The organism is Halovibrio salipaludis (assembly GCF_002286965.1).
Lineage (GTDB): Bacteria > Pseudomonadota > Gammaproteobacteria > Pseudomonadales > Oleiphilaceae > Halospina > Halospina salipaludis.
Genome location: NZ_NSKD01000011.1, coordinates 22,168 through 40,054, shown reverse-complemented (window position 1 = coordinate 40,054; position 17,887 = coordinate 22,168). Strand labels below are relative to the sequence as shown.

Genomic DNA, 17,887 nt, shown 5'->3' with positions numbered 1-17,887 from the left:
GGCCTGCAATCAATTCAGGGAGTTCGCGCGGCATCATGCCCCAGAAGACTGAAACCATCCATCTGCTTCTCCTTGACCCCTCCCAGAATGATGCGGAGCAGGTCGTGAGCCTGTTGCGCAACGCGGGGCGCGCTACACGGGCCCATCGGGTCACGTCGCCGGAAGACCTGCAGGACGCGCTCGGCAGCGGCGCCTGGGACCTGATGCTCATCAGGGATGCGGAGCAGGAACCCTCGCCGGAGGAGGCGCTCGACCAGATCCGGCGCCAGGACAAGGATCTGCCCACCATCCTGATGACCGCCAGCGAGGACGGCGAACGCCGCAGTGCCATCATGGAACGCGGCGCCCAGGATGCCGTCCCCTTCGACAACAGCACCCTGCTGCGCCAGGTCATCGACCGGGAGCTTGCCAACCTCGGTGAACGACGCCAGCGGCGTTCCCTTTCCGGCCACCTGCGGGATGCGGAGCAGCGCTGCCACCTGCTGCTGGAAAGCTCCAAGGACGCCATTGCCTATATCAACGACGGCCTGCACGTGTACGCCAACCAGTCCTACCTGGAACTGCTGGGCTACGAGGACCCGGACGATCTTCTGGCCCTGCCGGTGCTGGACACCCTGGACAGTGGCAGCCAGCAGCACTTCAAGGAGGCCATGAAACAGTTCCGCGAAGGGGAAGAGCCGCAGGAACCGCTCACCGTCACCATTGAGCGCCCGGACGGCGAAACCATCGAGGTCACGGCCGAACTCTCCGCCGCCACCTATGACGGTGAGCCCTGCATCCAGATCGTGGCACGCCCCGTCCAGGACAGTGCGGAGCTGGCCGAGAAGCTGCGGGAGATCAGCAGCAAGGACGTACTCACCGGGCTCTACAACCGGCATCACCTGATGGATACGCTGTCCCAGACCATTGCACGGGTGCAGAAGGACGGCTCGGATGCGGCGCTGGCCTACATCGCCCTGGATGAGTTCGTGCACAAGAAAACCCAGATCGGCATTTCCGGAGCGGATCTGGTGATCGGTGACATGGCCGGACTGATCGCTGCCTGCGCCCGGGAAGACCAGGTAGTGGCGCGACTCAGTGACGACGCCTTCTGCATCCTCGGCCCCCAGGACACGGTTGAGAGCATGAAGGAGGTTGCCGAGACGCTGCGCAAACGCGTTGAGGATCACCTGTTCGACGTTTCAGGCCGAACCCTGCAGCTGACAGTCAGCATCGGTATTGCCGCCATCACCGAGAATGCCCCACAGGCGGAGGACCTGGTGGGGCGCGCCCACACCGCCGCCGACGAGGTGCGCCAGCAGGAAGGCCATGAGGCGGGTAACGGCATCAACGTCCACGAACCGCAGCTGCAGTCCCAGGGCAGTGCCGACGGCACTGCCGACGCCATCCAGCAGGCACTGGACAACGACCAGTTCCGGCTGCTGTTCCAGCCCATCATCAACCTGCGCGGCGAGGGCGAGGAGCACTACGAAGCCTTTGTGCGGATGCTGGATGAGCATGGCAAAGAGGTCTCGCCCTACGATTTCCTGCCTCCGGGCGGGCCAGTGAACACAGCGGCCAAGATCGACCGCTGGGTGGTCCTGCAGACCATCAAACAGCTGGCCAGTCACCGCTCCAAGGGGCACGAGACCCGGCTGTTCCTGAACGTAACCGCGGAGACCGTCCAGGACCAGACCTTCCCGTCATGGCTGGGCGTGGCCCTGAAGGCGGCAAGGCTGCCGGGAGACTCGCTGATCTTCCAGATCGCGGAGCGCGATGCCACCACCTACCTCAAGCAGGCACGCGATTTCTGCGGCGCGCTGCGTGAACTGCACTGTTCCCTGTCCATCACCCACTTCGGGGGCGCGCTGAATCCGTTCAACACCCTCAAGCATCTGGACGTGGACTACGTGAAACTGGACGGCTCCTACACCGACGAAATCCAGAAAAACGAGGAATCACGCCAGACGGTGAAGGAGATGATCCAGACCCTGCACCAGCAGGGCCGTCTAACAGTCATGCCGCTGGTCGAAAGCGCCTCGGTGCTGGCTACCATCTGGCAGGCCGGCGTCAACTACATCCAGGGGTACTACCTGCAGGCGCCGACGCCGGACATGGACTACGACTTCGGCGAGGGGGACTGAGAAGCGCGAAAGGCGCTTCTACTGCTCCCGGTTCATGGCCACCAGGTCCGGCGCCCTGTCCGATTCCCGGTACCCGAGCAGATACAGGATCGCATCCAGCCCCAGGGTGGAAATGGAGTGACGGGCGGACTCCTTCACCAGCGGCTTGGCCCGGAAGGCCACGCCCAGTCCGGCCTTGCTGAGCATGGGCAGGTCGTTGGCGCCATCGCCCACGGCGATCACCTGCTCCAGGCGGATGCGCTCCTCATCCGCGATCTGCTCCAGAAGCTCGGCCTTGCGCTGGCCATCCACGATCCGGCCGGCCACCTCGCCGGTCACACGGCCATTCTCGATCTCCAGATCATTGGCGTAGACATAGTCGATGTTGAGCCGCTGCTGCAGATGCCGCGCGAAGTAGGTGAAGCCGCCGGAGAGGATCGCGGTACGGTAGCCCAGGTTACGCAGCGTGGTGATCAGCCGCTCGGCGCCCTCGGTCAGCTTCAGCCGCTCCGCCACACGCTCAAGCACGGATTCCTCCATGCCCTCCAGAAGCGCCACCCGCTCCCGGAAGCTCTGGCTGAAGTCCAGCTCCCCTTTCATCGCCCTTTCCGTGATCTCGGCCACCTTGTGTCCCACGCCCGCCTCGGCGGCCAGCTCGTCGATCACCTCCGCCTCGATCAGGGTTGAGTCCATATCGAACACCACAAGCCGGCGGTTGCGGCGGTAGATGGAGTCCTCCTGGAAGGCGATGTCCACGTTGAGATCCGTGGCAATATGCAGGAAGTCCGAGCGCAGCGACTCCAGATCCTGGGGTGTTCCGCGGACGGAGAATTCCACACAGGCGATACGGTCGCTGCGCTCCAGGCTGGTGCGCCCGGAAAGACGGGCGATGTTGTCGATATTGAGCCCGTGCTGTGCGGTAATGCTGGAGACCCGCGCAATCTGGTCCGCGGTGATGTCCCGCGCCATCAGGGTGACCACATAGCGGCCGCGGCCCTTGCCCTGGACCCATTCGCCGTAGGCCTCCTCGGTGATGGGCTCGAAGCGCACCTGCAGGTCCAGCTCATGGATACGGAACAGCAGCTCCTTGAACACCTGGGGGGCGTTGTTCTCCTCGGGAATCTCCGCAAGGATGCCCCAGGTCAGGTGGTCGTGGATCACCGCCTGGCCGATGTCCAGGATGCGCACATCAAAGCGCGCCATAATGCCGGTGATCTCCGAGGTAAGGCCGGGCTTGTCGCGCCCGGAGACATTGATCAGTACCAGTTCACTCATCCGCTGAAGACGCCTCCCCGGCGTTGTCGTGTTCAATCACTTCCATACGGTCAACCCGCTGGAGCCCGCGCGGCAGCTTGTGGCCGCGCCGGCCCCGCTCGCCCCGGTAGTGCTCGAGGTCACTGAAGCGCAGCGTCAGGTGGCGCTTGCCAGCGTGCAGCACCAGCTGGTCCCGCTCCGAGAAGGTGGTGACCGCCACCATGGATTCCTCGCCGCTTTTCACCCGCGCCGGCGGGATCCCGAGCATCTTGTTGCCCTTACCCTTGGCCAGTTCCGGCAGCTCACTGAGCGGGAAAACCAGCAGGCGGCCCTCGCTGGACACCGCCGCCAGCCAGACGTCGTCGCCTTCGCGCACCCGCTGTGGGGGCAGTATCCCGGCGCCCTGGGGCACGTTGAGAACGGCCTTGCCGTTACGGTTTCGGCTGACCAGCGACGACAGCGGCGTCACAAACCCGTAACCGGCGGTGGTACTGAGCAGAACCCGCCCCTCGCCGGCCATCATGAGACCGGCAAAACCGGCGCCGGTGGGCGGATTGATGCGGGTGGTCAGCGGCTCGCCCTGGCCCCGCGCCGAGGGCAGCGTATGGGTATTGAGGGCATAGCTGCGCCCCGTGGTATCAAGCACCAGCGCCTGCTGGTTGTTGCGCCCGCGTGCCGCCAGGGCGAAGCGGTCCCCGGCCTTGTAGCTGAACCCGCTGGGGTCGACATCATGCCCCTTGGCCGCCCTGATCCAGCCTTTCTCGGAAAGCACCACGGTAACCGGATCCCCGGAGACCAGGTCCGTCTCGCTGAAGGCCTTGGCCTCGCCCTTGGCCTCGATGGGGCTTCGGCGGTCGTCGCCGAAGGTTTCGGCGTCAGCCTCGAGTTCGGATTTGATCAGCTCGCGCATGCGGTCCTCGGAGCCCAGGGTGGCCTGGAGGCTGTCGCGCTCCTGCTGCAGCTCGTCCTGTTCGCCACGGATCTTCATCTCCTCGAGCTTGGCGAGATTGCGCAGCTTGAGTTCCAGGATCGCTTCCGCCTGCTCGTCCGAGAGACCGAACCGATCCATCAGCACGGGCTTGGGTTTGTCCTCATCGCGGATGATCTGGATGACCTCATCAATATTGAGGTAGGCCACCAGCAGCCCTTCGAGGATATGCAGCCGGGCTGTCACCTTGCCCAGGCGATGCTCGAGCCGGCGGCGTACTGTCTCATGGCGGTATTCCAGCCACTCGGAGAGCAGCCCCCGGAGGTCGCGGACCATCGGGCGGCCGTCCAGGCCGATGACGTTGAGGTTCATCCGGTAGTTCTTTTCCAGATCCGTGCTGGCGAACAGGTGCTCCATGAGCCCATCGGTGTCCACACGGTTGGAACGCGGCGAGATCACCAGCCGCACCGGATTCTCGTGATCGGACTCGTCGCGCAGGTCGGTCACCATGGGCAGCTTGCGCTGCTGCATCTGCTGCGCGATCTGCTCCATGATCCGGTTGCCGGAGACCTGGTGCGGCATGGCCGTGATCACGATGTCACCGCCCTCCAGCTGCCAGCGGGCCCGCATGCGCAGGGTTCCGCGCCCGGTACGGTAGAGCTGGCGAAGATCCTCCCGTGAGGAGACGATGGCGGCACCTGCCGGGAAGTCCGGGCCCTGGATATGGTCACAGAGGGCATCCACATCCGCCCCGGGTTCGTCCAGGAGCCGGATGCAGGCAGAGGTCACTTCCCGCAGGTTGTGCGGCGGGATGTCCGTGGCCATGCCCACGGCGATGCCGGTGGTGCCGTTGAGCAGCACGTGCGGCACCCGGGCCGGCAGGGTCGCCGGCTCATTCAGGGTTCCGTCAAAGTTCGGCTGCCAGTCCACCGTGCCCTGCCCCAGCTCGCTGAGCAGCACCTCGGAGAACCTGGCCAGCCGTGCCTCGGTGTAGCGCATGGCGGCGAAGGACTTGGGATCGTCCTGGCTGCCCCAGTTGCCCTGGCCGTCCACCAGCGGGTAGCGATACGAAAAGGGCTGGGCCATGAGCACCATGGCCTCGTAACAGGCGGAGTCACCATGGGGGTGGAACTTGCCCAGCACATCGCCCACGGTGCGCGCGGACTTCTTGTACTTGGCGGTGGCAGAGAGACCCAGCTCGGACATGGCGTAGACGATCCGACGCTGGACGGGCTTCAGGCCGTCCCCGATGTGCGGCAGCGCGCGGTCGAGAATGACGTACATGGAATAGTCCAGGTACGCCTTCTCCGTATAATCACGCAGCGCGACGCGCTCATAGCCCTCGTCGGTGGTCTCGAATTCCGGCATAGGCCCTCTGTGCTCCGTCATGGGTGGGTGCCCCTTTCGGGCAAAGCGCCATTATAGGGAGGCTTGCGCTGGACTCCAAACCAACGGTAGTGGATTTCCCGAATAGTGGGCCGGGAGCGCCGGGGGCTACCGTGAATCCACCTTCAGCGACGATCCTGTTATCACGGTGGAACCGATACCCCTTATGGCATCGAGTCGAATACGCGCTGCGCGCCGGGCTGCGGCCCAGGGACTCATGGTGGGCCTTGTCACCTTCGTGCTGATCATTGTAGTGGAGTACATGTGGGCTGGCGCTCTGGTGGATCTGCGCCTGTATGGACTCACCAGCCTGGGGGTGAGTGTGCTGGTGTTCCTGAACCTGTTCTGGACCCGCCACCAGCGGCGCCCCCGCCATGAGGGCGCCACCGATGAGCGGTCACGCCGCCGTCACTGACGTATGCCTTCCACGGAAAGCATCAGGGTCACTTCCTCTGCTTCCGGTCCCAGATCATAGTCGATCCCGTAGTTCTCCAGCGTCAGAGTCGTTGTGCCCTCGAATCCCATGCGGTAGTTGCCCCACGGATCCTCCCCGTGATTGATCAGCTCCATTTCCAGGTCGATTTCACGGGTAACACCCCGCAGGGTCAGATCACCGGTTACAGTGGCGGTATCCTCATCTTCCATCTCGACGGACGTGCTCTTGAACGTAGCCTCCGGGTACTCGCTCACGTACAGGAAGTCCTCTTCCCGCAGGTGCTTATCCCGCTCCGAATGGTTGGAATCCACACTGCTGGTGTCGACGGTCACCTGAACCGAGGATTCTTCCGGATTGTCCGCGTCGTACTCGAAGCTGCCATCAAAATCATTGAAGCGACCGTAGAGGGTACTGAAACCAAGATGGCTGATGCGGAACTGGATGAACTGGTGCTGGCCCTCGCGGTCAAAGGCATAGGTGCCACTGGGGTCCGCGGCCAGAGCCTGGCCTGTGCCGAACATCGCCACCGTTACGGCCGATGCGAGGAAACTGCGGGTCATTGTTGTCCGATTCATGGTGTTCTCCTTCTGTGTGTTGTCTACTGCCTGTCCGGGGAGCGCGACTGGCGCAGCTTCATGCACAGCATCCGTCGCAGCGTGTCATCGCGATCCCAGAAATGGTGTTTGAGAGCGGCCAGCCCGTGCAGGCCCGCGAGGATGATCAGGGTCCAGCCCAGCCAGCGGTGCCAGTCTCCGGCAAGATCCTCCATCCCCTGCACATTGCCTGTGATGGCGGGCAGGCTGAACCAGTCGAAGACGGCCACGCCGCGCCCGTCCGCGGTGGAGATCAGATAGCCACTGACCACCATCGCGAGCATCAGCCCGTAGAGCAGCCAGTGCACGGCATGGGCACTGAGGTGCTCGACCGTCGTGTGCTCGGGAACCGGCGCGGGCGGCGGGGAGATGAAACGCCACAGCAGCCGCAGCACCAGGGCCGCGCCCAGCAGCACTCCGATACTGCGGTGCCAGTCCGGCAGCACGTTGCGCAGCGGATCCATGTACCCGAGATCGACCATGTAAAGGCCGACCCCGAAAAGCCCGATAACGGCAATCGCCATCAGCCAGTGCAGGCCGACGCTGACAATCCCCCATCGGACCCGTGTGTTACGCCACTGCATTGCTCTCCGCCTCCTCGACTTCCGAGTGTTTCCAGCCTAGCCCCTGCCTGCGACCGGTGAAAACGAAAAGTTCTGTCACTGACCTTCAGAAAATCTGACCGTCTCCATGATGCTTTTAACGTTGTTTGATGACAGGGGATGTCATTACGTTGATGAAATTGGCACAATCCGCTATGCCTGTCAGGAGGAGGGCCGTAAAAACGGGACGTTGTTCATAGTGCAGTCAGGGCCATGCCACCACTCGACCAGAGCAGTTCAGTGAGCGATCTTGAGCGTGTCAGCGCCCTGCTGTCTTCGGCAGCGGAGGACTATTGCTGGATCGGGCGCTATGAAGGACTGGTACTGCAGACCGCACTCCAGCCGATATTCAGCATCTCCCACAAGCGCACTGTCGGCTACGAGGCACTGATCCGCGCCTTTGACAACGACGCGGCGCCGGTCCTGCCGCCCCACCTGTTCGATCTCGCTGAGGATCACCCCTCAAGCCTGCTCCTTGATCGCCTGTGCCGCGCGCTGCATGTGCGCAACTTCCAGAGCGTCTCGGACGAGATCAACTGGCTCTTTCTCAACGTCTCACCCCAGTGCATGGCCAGCGGTATGCAGTCGGATGCCTTCTTCGGCAGACTGCTGCAGGACTCAGGCTTCCCGGCCCACCGCGTGGTGGTGGAGATTGTCGAGAAGCCCAGTGACGACCCGGCCCTGCTGCGCCGCACGGTGGAATACTACCGTTCCCTGGGCTGTCTCACGGCCATTGATGATTTCGGTGCAGGGCACTCAAACTTCGAGCGAATCTGGAACCTGCGCCCGGATATCGTCAAACTGGACCGCCAGATGCTTGCCCGGGCGACTGAAGACAAACGCACCCGACAGATTCTCAAGGGTATTGTCTCACTGCTCCACGAGTCCGGCTGCTTGGTACTGATGGAAGGCGTGGAATCCCGCGACCAGGCACTCATCGCCGTGGATGCGGGCGTGGATTTCGTCCAGGGGTTCTATTTCCACCGGCCAACGACCGAGCTGGGCAACGCCGTCCGCAGCGCCACCGACTTCGATGCACTGCTCGATGAATACAAGCAGGAGAAACAGCAGCAGTCCGACCCGACACAGACGATCACCAGCTTCTTCAGCCATCGTTTTGAACGGGTAATCAGTGCACTCCAGGCAGGACATGGCTTTGAACAGGCCTGTGAAACGCTGGTCAATCACCACACCGTATCGCGCTGCTACCTCATCGGTGAGGACGGGGTACAGGTCCACGACAGCCTGCTTTCACCGGAAAGCGCCCACCGCCTGGATCCGCGTTTCCGGCCACTCGAGAATACTGTCCAGGCGGATTGGTACCGACAGCACTACCTGCGCCGCGCCCTGCGCTACCCCGGCGAGCTCCAGATCACCCGGCCCTATCTTTCGGCAACGGGCGCACACATGTGCATAACCCTGTCACGCGCCTTCGCCCACGGGGACCGTACCCTGGTACTGTGCTGCGACATTCTTACCGGCGAGCAGCCCGGAGTCTGAGTATTCCTGGCGCCCAGTCAACCCGTGACAGTGATTCCCCCGTGAAGCGAACACGTGTTAGCTTTACGCGTCCGCACATGCAGTCAAAGTGTGGGAACAGAGTATCAAGCAATCCGCACCAGAGTCTGTTACCGTAACAGCTGTAATTCTCAGGAGATCGCCATGACAGTGGCCCAATTTGACAAAGCCGATCTGGAACGCTGCGGGAGAGGAGAACTCTTCGAAGGCGACATGCGGCTGCCAGTTGATCAGATGCTGATGCTGGACCGGATCCCCCACATCAGTGATGAAGGCGGTGAGTACGGCAAGGGTCAGTTGATCGCGGAACTGGATATTGACCCCGAACTCTGGTTCTTCGACTGCCACTTCAAGGGCGACCCCGTCATGCCGGGCTGCCTGGGTCTGGATGCCCTGTGGCAACTGACCGGTTTCTATCTGGCCTGGACAGGTGGCCAGGGCCGGGGTCGGGCTCTGGGCTGCGGCGAGGTGAAATTCACCGGCCAGGTGCTACCCTCAAACAAGCTGGTGCGCTACCAGCTCGACATCAAACGCATCGTCCGGCGTGGTGTTACCATGGGCATTGCCGACGGGGTCGTCTCAGTGGATGGGCGTCCCATCTACCACGCGAAGGACCTGCGCGTCGGGCTCTTCACATCCACGGAAAACTTCTGAGGCAGAGACTAGCAATGAGACGTGTCGTGATTACCGGGATGGGGGTCATCTCCAGCCTGGGCAACAACCAGCGGGAGGTCACCGACTCCCTGCGCCAGGTCCGTTCAGGCATTGAGTTCAGCGAGGACGCCCGGGATAACGGGCTCCGCAGCCATGTCTGGGGCGGCATCCACATCGACCCGAAGGAGCACATAGACCGCAAGCTCTACCGGTTCATGTGCCCCGCCTCCGCCTATGCCTATATGGCGATGCAGGAAGCCGTGGAGCAGGCCGGCCTCACGGACAAGGAAATCAAGGCGGACACCACGGGCCTGATCATGGGCACCGGTGGCGCCTCGACCGTGGAGCTCATGGATTCCATCGACACCCACCGCGAGAAGGGTATCCGGCGGGTTGGCCCCTACCGGGTTCCGCGGACCATGGGCAGCGCGATCAACGCCAACCTGGCCACAGCCTACGGTATCCGGGGCGTGAATTACGGCATCACCTCCGCCTGCGCCACCAGTGCCCACTGCATCGGCCATGCCGCCGACCTGATCGCACTGGGGCGCCAGGACGTGATGTTCGCCGGCGGCGGCGAGGACCTGCACTGGACCCTGACGCTGCTGTTCGATGCCATGGGCGCGCTGTCGACCAAGTACAACGACACCCCCGAGAAGGCGTCCCGTACCTATGACGCAGACCGGGACGGATTTGTCATCGCCGGCGGCGGTGGTGTGCTTGCGCTTGAGTCGCTGGAACACGCCCAGGCGCGCGGTGCGCCGATTCTGGGCGAACTGGTCGGCTTCGGGGCAACCTCCGACGGCGCGGACATGGTGGCGCCATCGGGTGAAGGGGCCGTCCGGTGCATGCAGCAATCACTGAAGGGCATCGATGAGCCGCTGAGCTACATCAACACCCACGGCACCAGTACCCCCATGGGCGACGTCGTGGAGCTGCAGGCCATTCACAAGGTCACGGGTGATGCCATGCCCCCGACCAGCTCCACCAAGCCGCTGACCGGTCACTCCCTGGGTGCGGCCGGGGTGCACGAGGCCATCTACACCCTCATCATGCAGCGGGAAGGCTTCATTACGCCGTCCGCCAACATCGAGAACCTCGATGAAGGTGCCGAGGGCTACCCCATCCTGCGTGAACTGAAAGAGAACGTGGACCTGCCGCTGGTCATGAGCAACAGCTTCGGCTTCGGCGGCACCAACGCCACGCTGGTCTTCCGCCGCTTCGACGGCTGACCCGCCGGCAGCGGGCCGGGGTCAGCCCACGACCTCGGCCTCGTTGCCGTGCTCTTCAAGCCAGGTGCGCCGGTCCGCGGCGCGCTTCTTGCCCAGCAGCATATCCATCCGATCGTCGGTACCATCCCCCGGACTCAGTGACAGCTGAACCAGACGGCGTGTGTCCGGTGCCATGGTGGTCTCACGCAGCTGCAGCGGGTTCATCTCGCCAAGGCCCTTGAAACGCTGGGTCTGGATCTTCCCCTTGCGCTTTTCCGCCGCGAGCCGGTCAATAATGCCCTGCTTCTCATGCTCGTCCAGGGCGTAGAAGGTCTCCTTACCCAGATCGATGCGATACAGCGGCGGCATGGCCATGAAGATGTGCCCCGACTCCACGAGGGGCCGGAAGTGTTTGACGAAGAGGGCACACAGCAGCGTGGCGATGTGCATGCCATCCGAATCCGCATCCGCCAGGATGCAGATCCGGTTATAGCGCAGGCCGGCCAGGTCCCCGGAACCGGGATCCACACCAATGGCCACGGCAATATCGTGCACTTCCTGGGAGCTGAAGATCTCTCCCGAGTCCACCTCCCAGGTATTGAGGATCTTGCCCCGCAGCGGCATGACCGCCTGGTACTCACGGTCCCGCGCCTGCTTGGCGGACCCCCCGGCGGAATCACCCTCCACCAGGAACAGTTCCGACTGGGCCGGATCCGTCCCCGTGCAGTCCGCCAGCTTGCCCGGCAGGGCCGGCCCCGAGGTGATTTTCTTGCGCTGGACCTTGCGTGAGGCCTTGAGGCGGCGCTGGGCATTGCCGATCACGAACTCCGCCAGTGCCTCGGCAATGTCCGTGTGCTGGTTCAGCCAGAGGCTGAAGGCGTCCTTGACCACGCCAGAGATGAAGCTGGCCGCCTCCCGGGAGGACAGGCGCTCCTTGGTCTGTCCGGAGAACTGCGGCTCCTGCATCTTGAACGAGAGCACGTAGCTGCAGCGCTCCCAGATGTCATCCGGTGTGAGCTTGACCCCGCGCGGCAGCAGGTTGTGCAGTTCACAGAACTCGCGCAGCGCTTCCAGAAGCCCGGTCCGCAGGCCGTTCACATGGGTGCCGCCCTGGGTGGTCGGAATCAGGTTCACGTAGCTCTCGGCCACCACCTCCGTATCCTCGGGCAACCACTGGAGTGCCCAGCTGACCATCTCGGTGTTGCCGCTGATCTCGCCGGTGAACGGCTCCTGCGGCAGGCACTCCCGATCCGCCAGGGCGGTTTTCAGGTAGTCGGTCAGCCCGTCCTCGTAATACCACTCGTCCTTCTCGCCACTCTCTTCCTGCAGCAGCGTGACGGTCAGCCCCGGGCAGAGAACGGCCTTGGCACGCAGGTTGTGGCGCAGGCGGGGGATCGAGTATTTCGGGGTCTCAAAATAATCCGGGTCCGGCAGGAAGCTCAGGGTGGTGCCCGTATTGCGCTTGCCCACGGTGTCGATGACGTTCAGGTCTTCAACCTTGTGACCGTGCTCGAAACGGATCCGGTGCAGCTTACCGTCGCGCCGGATCAGCACCTCCAGTTCCCTGGAAAGCCCGTTGACCACCGAGACCCCTACCCCGTGCAGCCCGCCGGAGTACTGGTAATTGGCCTTGTTGAACTTACCGCCGGCATGCAGCCGGGTCATGATCAGCTCCACCCCCGGAATGCCCTCTTCCTGATGGGCATCAACCGGCATGCCACGACCATCATCGGTCACCGACAGGCGGCCGTCCGCGTGCAGAACCACATCAATCCGCTTCGCATGGCCACCCAGTGCCTCGTCCACGCTGTTATCGATGACCTCCTGCGCCAGATGGTTCGGGCGGGAGGTGTCGGTGTACATGCCCGGGCGCTTGCGCACCGGGTCCAGCCCTTTCAGGACTTCAATGGAATCGGCGTTGTAATCACTGCGTTGGCTCATGGGCTCAGCTGTCCATCAACGGGAGTGAGGCGGCGGCCAGCAGGCCGCCCATTTCGGTGCGAACGTAACGGTACCAGAGAACAGGCAGGGATTCAGTGATCCGTGGGCGCCTCAAGACTGAGCGGAAAGCCCTCGGCCCCCATCCGGACGGACAGGCTCGACCAGCCCTGATCGGGGATGGCCAGCGCCACACAGGGCGTGGTGATCACCTGGGCCATCATGGAACCGCTCTCCGGCTCGGTGGAACGAAGGGAAAGCTCAAGCATCCCATCCACCATTTCCGCCTGACGCAGCTCGCCACCATACCCCGGTGTGGGGCGTTGCCCCAGGTACACCACAAGCACGTCGTGGCCGGCCTCAAGGGCCCCCTCACCGGCGGGCATCAGCCCATCCACCTGAGGAAAGTCCGACATCGACCGCACCAGGGAAAGACCGGGCTTCTCACGGTTGCAGTGATCGGCTTTCCCGACCACCTCAACCCCGGCAAGGGGTTCCATCTCCGCCTGCCCTGCCTGGCACCCGACCAGTAACGGCGCCAGCAGACCGACACCCAATGCACGAAGACTCACAATTGCCATAATCCCCTTCCCGGCGGCTCACTGCTCATTGTTTCGACGGTAGCCGGGATCCGCCTGGGTATCAACCGGGCGGGTGAAGGCGGTTTCCAGTGTCAGGTCCCGATTCATGGTTGGCGTTACCTCTATGGATTCAGCCTGGCCGGTAAACGGATACTCAGCACAGGCTTCACCCGGCCCACAGATGATACCGTCATTGTCCATGTCCGTGCCGGCAATGACGAAATACTCGCCCGGAGTGATCTCCGAGGTATCAAACTCAAAGCGATACCGCCCTCCCTCAGCCTCCACCAGGGTCTGCCGGGTGTCCATGTCCGGATCCTCGGAATCCACGGGAATCAGCTGCACGAAATGGGCGCCCGCGTTCCGGTTCTCCTCCCCGCTTTCAAGAGTCGCCGTTACCGGTAGCTCAAACTCCCGGCTCTCATTATCCACGGCGTAGCTCACCTTAAGCGTGGAACGGAAAAACACACCAGGCTCCATACTTCCGGTTTCAAGAGAGACCCGAAAGCGACGCTTGCCCAACGCGTCTACGCTCAACCAATCCTCAGACGCAGTGACACTGGGTTCAGTGAAAGATGCACTGCGACTTCCAACACCTGTAAAACGCAGCTCAGCTTCCTGATCCTCATCGCTCAACTCAAACACTTCAGGCTGGGGCGCCAATGCTGCATACCCTGACAGGTCCCCAACAGCAGCATCTGCGTCAATCACACCACGCCCAATCTCAACACTAAAGGTACCGGAAGAGCTCTGAGTGATCTCACCCTCTCGTATCAAAGCCCTGGCCACCGCAGGAGACAGGCCTCCATTACCCTCCTTGATCATCGCCATGACGCCGCTTACATGCGGGGCCGCCATCGACGTTCCGCGACGACCTGAAGTTCCCCCATCAGCCTCAGCACTGAAAACCGAACTTTCTCCCGAACAATCGCTCCCGCTGCCACCTCCTGGAGCAACAACATCCAGCCAGAACCCAAAATTCGAGAAGGTCGAGCGCCTTCCCAGACAATCGACGCTGCCCACAGCTATTACCGTGGAATAAGCCGCCGGGAAGAACTGACGATCATCACCCGCATTACCTGAAGCGCCTACTACAATAATGCCCGCGGCCTCAGCATCGGCTATAGCATCCTGAAGCCCAGGATTATTCGTCTGACTGCCAAGGCTGAGGTTGATGATGGCCGCTCGTGGGCTGCCATCATTGATCACCCACCGTATGCCTTCAATCACATCCGCTACACTGCCCTCGTCACTGCCCAGGACCCGGACGGGAACAAGTTTCGATAAGTAAGCGACCCCCGCCACTTGTGAGGACTCCAGAGCATCCGCGCCAGCGATTCCCGCCACATGGGTTCCATGACTCAAGGTTCCGGTGTCTTCAGGAAACTCATCCTCGTCAACAGCGTCAAAGCACCCCTGCTGAGCGCAGTCAATGTTGGGTGCGAGATCCGGATGCCAGTCCCTGTTACCATAATCTATACCGGTATCAAGAATGGCCACTGGAACCCCTTCCCCAGTCCGGTCTTCCCAGGCAGCGTCAACCCCGATCTGGGTGTAATGCCACTCCTGATCTGGATATTCCGACTGTGTCATTGGAGGCAAGGGTGCCGCTGTGCTCACCTTGCTGTTAGGTACAGCCGACGCCACACCAGGTTCATTACGAAGCTCCCGGACCCACTCCAGAGTCCGAGCAACCTCTTTCTTCCGTGACGTATCCGCCTGAAAAAGAGCTTCCCGCTCCCGAGGCATGCGCACATGGTGCTGGCCACCACCCAGGGCGCGCTGCTGCCCCGCCAGGGACACGGCCGCCCCCGCCTGGGTCCGCATACGACCGCTGCCCATGCCGGATTCCATGGTGACGATGGCCTCACCGGGCAGGATGTCGGTGCCTGAAATGCCCAGTGTCTGCCCCTGGTTCAGGGAAGTCGCACGCACCACGTAACGGGCCGGGCCACCACCCCGGGCCCGGATGATGAGGTTGTGGGCCCCATCCTGCTGGGCCTGAACCGACTTGTTGGCCTCCTCATTACTGCCGGTTGAATCCGCGCTCCCCGAGGCCACGGGATCCAGCTCCAGCTGGGTTACAGGTGCGTTCCCACTGCTGCCCGAAGGGTTATAGGGCGCAGGGAAGATGTTCACGGTGACCCTTTGTCCCTCCACAAGGTTCACCTGCAGTCTGTCCGAGGCATCGGCCGGGTACTGGAAGCCATTGCCATATACACCGGACTCCGCACTGACATAGCCACCAACAGTGACATTGCCCGGGAAGGGCGCGCCATCATTCTGAACGCCACTCAGAGGCGAAGAACGGGAGCTGTCCAGACCCTGCTCGGTCAGATCCAGTGCTGTATCCGCATCAGTGCGGGTCCCGGACGCAATTTCAATCGTGCCCCGGATCACGCCCGGACCATTCGAGTCCCCGCTACCACCACAGGCAGCCAGCAGCAGCATTGATGCCCCGGTCACGGTCAATTGGGCCAGTCGGGTCAGACGCCAGGGATACACGGATCGGCTCTCACTCTTGCTGGTTGCAGATCAACCTCATCTTCCATGATCCCATACGAAAAAGCGGCCCCTAAGGGCCGCTTTTGTACAAGCTTTCACAGTTTTAACCGTAGAACAGCAGAGGCACCAGGCCAACCAGCAGCAGGGTCGTGCCCATCACCATCAGTGGCAGGATCAGGCGCTGGAAACGCCGGTAAAGGTTGGGCGCCTCGGGTTCCGGGACCAGCGCCTCCTTCACGCCCACCACCTGTCGGGTAAGGAGGTGGTTGAGTGCCACCGGTGGCGTCAGGTACCCCAGCTCGAAGGCCACAATGGTCATGACCCAGAAATGCAGCGCGTCGACGCCAAGACCAATGGCTGGCTGCGCAATGGTCGCGGAAACCAGCACCACGGCCGCGAACGGGTCCATGAACATGCCGATGATGGTCAGCATCACCATGAGCGCCAGCACCACGAGCAGAACCGACTCCGCTTCCGCCGGGAAGAGGCCGGCGATCACATGGGAGCGTTCCAGCACGCCACCCACGGTCATGGACAGCCCAATGAGCGTTAGCAGCGCGCCCACATGCACGGCCGACTCACCGGCACCAATGGCGATACGGCGCCCCGTGCCCATGACACGGCTGCCGCCACCATCATAGTCCAGGGCCACGAGCGCCATCATGATGATCGGCAGCATGGTGGGCGCCGAGAACTCGTTGAACTTCATGCCCAGCACGAACCAGAACAGGAAGACAATCACAGCAATCAGGGTGACGTCCGGAATCAGGGGCTTGAGCGCCCGCAGCGACTGCTTCATGGCCAGCCGGGGATTGCTGACGCGCGGGCGCCATTCCTTCTCGCTGCGGGTCACCATCAGGGTGAAGATGGTGGCCGACAGGATGAAGACCCAGAAGCCCCAGCCAAAGAGCTCGGAGGTGGTCACCTCCTTGTTCAGGGCTGCCACCACCACGATCAGAAGGCAGGGGTTGAGAACCACACCCAGACTGCCGGACATGGCCGTGGTGGCGAGAGACAGCTGACGCCCCGCACCGGCACGCCGCAGCTCATCATAGATGGTCCCGCCCACCGCCAGGATGAAGATGCCTGAGGCACCGGTGAACGCCGTCGGGAAGGCGGTGGCGAAGATCACCAGCGAGGCCAGCGTGGCCGGGGGCAACTGCCAGGGCTGCACCACCGCGAGCAGACGATCCGGAATCGTGGTCTGCTTGAGCATCATCCCCACGAACACATACAGGCCGATGTTGACGAACAGTGACGCGTGCTTGGTCAGCTGGTTCAGATAGACCCCCAGGCCGGCCGAGTCCCAGTTACCGCCGCTCGAGAAATACAGGTAGCCCATAACGCCCATCCAGCAGTAAAGCGGGATGGCGAGTGGCGATGAGATCCCGAGCCGGCCACGAGGCAGATCGGCAGGCATGCTGAACAGGCGGACCAGGTTGATGCCGGCAAGGACGGTGAACATCACCATCCAGGCTTTCTGGAGATCCTGGAGGCGCCCTGTATCGGGGGTATCGACCAGATTCCCGAAGTAGTTGTAGAGCGAGTACACCATCAGCAGGTTGACCACCAGTTGGCCACCCTCCGCCAGCACCCAGTCCACCCGGTTGATGGGCGGTCGAATGCTGATGTGATGGTTGGCGAAAGCCGCCGTCGCCGCGCCGAAACCAAGGAGCATGATGAACAGGTAAGTCGACAGTGACCGGTTGTCCGTCAGCCACCTGGCCATCCCCCGTTCGACGGCCTTGTAAGCCACCAGAACGGGTGTGATGCGCTCCTGCATCGACTCATACTGCTCATGGCGCTCCTCACAGCGCTCGACGTTGCTCTCAATGGAACGCCGCAGCTGCTCTTCACTGGGTCCTCCACCGCCCATGCCGAAGGGGTCGTCTTCCTTCTCTGCCGACAGTTCTTCCTGAACCCGCTTGTCGATATCGACATCGGTCTCGCACGCGGGCGCATCGGCATTCGGGTCCAAGGAATAGTACCCCGGCCAGATCTGTTCCCCGACCGACAGCATACGGGAATGGATGTTGCTGCCCAGCCCCATCAGGAGCAGGGCAGCCAACAGCAGGAGAACGACCGCGCCATGGAGACGACGCGCATGGCTGGGGGCGCGTGCGCTCCCCCAGGAAGAGGATGGCTCCGACATGACTACCTCAAAACGTCAGGAATGGGC

At 62.7% G+C, this 17,887-nt stretch carries 13 protein-coding genes; 5 read left to right on the top strand and 8 right to left on the bottom strand.

Annotated features, from left to right (window positions below; all coding sequences use genetic code 11):
* The first annotated feature begins 35 nt into the window (after positions 1-35).
* Positions 36-2,123 carry an EAL domain-containing response regulator gene (locus CK501_RS15560; protein WP_095618661.1) on the top strand — a complete coding sequence of 696 codons (2,088 nt, stop codon included), beginning with the start codon at positions 36-38 and terminating at the stop codon, positions 2,121-2,123.
* Between the two features lie 18 nt (positions 2,124-2,141).
* Here CK501_RS15560 and serB read toward each other — a convergent pair whose 3' ends face one another.
* Positions 2,142-3,377 carry a phosphoserine phosphatase SerB gene (gene serB, locus CK501_RS15555; protein ID WP_095618660.1) on the bottom strand — a complete coding sequence of 412 codons (1,236 nt, stop codon included), beginning with the start codon at positions 3,375-3,377 and terminating at the stop codon, positions 2,142-2,144.
* Complete coding sequence (gene parC, locus CK501_RS15550; RefSeq protein ID WP_233128927.1) at positions 3,370-5,673, bottom strand: DNA topoisomerase IV subunit A; 2,304 nt, start codon at positions 5,671-5,673, stop codon at positions 3,370-3,372. The genes serB and parC overlap by 8 nt, the downstream gene beginning before the upstream one ends.
* Before the next feature lie 163 nt (positions 5,674-5,836).
* Between parC and CK501_RS15545 the strand changes: the two genes are divergently transcribed.
* Entirely contained in the window at positions 5,837-6,085 is a 249-nt protein-coding gene (locus tag CK501_RS15545; RefSeq protein ID WP_143421460.1) for a hypothetical protein, read from the top strand.
* On the opposite strand, the gene CK501_RS15540 is transcribed toward CK501_RS15545, so the two are convergent.
* On the bottom strand, positions 6,079-6,681 hold the full coding sequence (locus tag CK501_RS15540) for a YceI family protein (protein WP_198949559.1): 603 nt from the start codon (positions 6,679-6,681) through the stop codon (positions 6,079-6,081). The genes CK501_RS15545 and CK501_RS15540 overlap by 7 nt on opposite strands.
* 23 nt (positions 6,682-6,704) lie before the next feature.
* Positions 6,705-7,283 carry a cytochrome b gene (locus tag CK501_RS15535; protein WP_095618657.1) on the bottom strand — a complete coding sequence of 193 codons (579 nt, stop codon included), beginning with the start codon at positions 7,281-7,283 and terminating at the stop codon, positions 6,705-6,707.
* 231 nt (positions 7,284-7,514) lie between these two features.
* On the opposite strand from CK501_RS15535, the gene CK501_RS15530 reads away from it, so the two are divergent.
* The 3 genes from CK501_RS15530 (at position 7,515) to fabB (ending at position 10,705) form a co-directional block, all read left to right on the top strand.
* A complete protein-coding gene (locus CK501_RS15530) occupies positions 7,515-8,801 on the top strand; it encodes an EAL domain-containing protein (RefSeq protein ID WP_095618656.1) in 1,287 nt (428 codons plus the stop codon).
* Positions 8,802-8,963: 162 nt separating this feature from the next.
* Positions 8,964-9,473: a bifunctional 3-hydroxydecanoyl-ACP dehydratase/trans-2-decenoyl-ACP isomerase gene (gene fabA, locus CK501_RS15525; RefSeq protein ID WP_095618655.1), complete on the top strand. Its 510-nt coding sequence runs from the start codon at positions 8,964-8,966 to the stop codon at positions 9,471-9,473.
* 14 nt (positions 9,474-9,487) lie between these two features.
* Positions 9,488-10,705: a beta-ketoacyl-ACP synthase I gene (fabB, locus tag CK501_RS15520; RefSeq protein ID WP_095618654.1), complete on the top strand. Its 1,218-nt coding sequence runs from the start codon at positions 9,488-9,490 to the stop codon at positions 10,703-10,705.
* 21 nt (positions 10,706-10,726) lie between these two features.
* Here the strand turns inward: fabB and parE are convergent, their stop codons facing one another.
* The 4 genes from parE to CK501_RS15500 form a co-directional block, all read right to left on the bottom strand.
* Positions 10,727-12,625 (bottom strand): DNA topoisomerase IV subunit B, encoded by a 1,899-nt coding sequence (parE, locus tag CK501_RS15515; RefSeq protein ID WP_095618653.1) that lies wholly within the window; start codon positions 12,623-12,625, stop codon positions 10,727-10,729.
* A 92-nt stretch (positions 12,626-12,717) separates the two neighbouring features.
* Entirely contained in the window at positions 12,718-13,203 is a 486-nt protein-coding gene (locus CK501_RS15510; RefSeq protein ID WP_095618652.1) for a protease complex subunit PrcB family protein, read from the bottom strand.
* An 18-nt stretch (positions 13,204-13,221) separates the two neighbouring features.
* Positions 13,222-15,708, bottom strand: a complete 2,487-nt coding sequence (locus CK501_RS15505; RefSeq protein ID WP_143421459.1) for a S8 family peptidase — start codon at positions 15,706-15,708, stop codon at positions 13,222-13,224.
* A gap of 103 nt (positions 15,709-15,811) precedes the next feature.
* Positions 15,812-17,860, bottom strand: coding sequence for a TRAP transporter large permease subunit (locus CK501_RS15500; protein ID WP_095618650.1), 2,049 nt, complete (start codon positions 17,858-17,860; stop codon positions 15,812-15,814).
* Positions 17,861-17,887 lie beyond the last annotated feature (27 nt).